A 296-nucleotide genomic window follows, 5' to 3' on the forward strand; every position below is an offset into this window, starting at 1 on the left:
GTGCTGCTGGCGGAGGCCAACCAGTGGCCCGAGGACGTCGTCGACTACTTCGGTGACTTCCGGGCCGGCGGCGACGAGTGCCACATGGCGTTCCACTTCCCCGTCATGCCGCGCATCTTCATGGCCGTACGGCGGGAATCCCGCTACCCGGTCTCCGAGATCCTCGCCAAGACCCCGGCCATCCCCTCGAACTGCCAGTGGGGCATCTTCCTGCGCAACCACGACGAGCTGACCCTCGAAATGGTCACCGACGAGGAACGCGACTACATGTGGGCCGAGTACGCCAAGGACCCGCG

At 66.2% G+C, this 296-nt stretch carries 1 pseudogene; it reads left to right on the forward strand.

What is annotated here, in order from left to right:
* A pseudogene (locus OO52_RS45750) lies at positions 1-296 on the forward strand (trehalose synthase); the annotation flags it as partial.

This window comes from Streptomyces flaveolus, assembly GCF_000716535.1.
Classification (GTDB): domain Bacteria; phylum Actinomycetota; class Actinomycetes; order Streptomycetales; family Streptomycetaceae; genus Streptomyces; species Streptomyces flaveolus_A.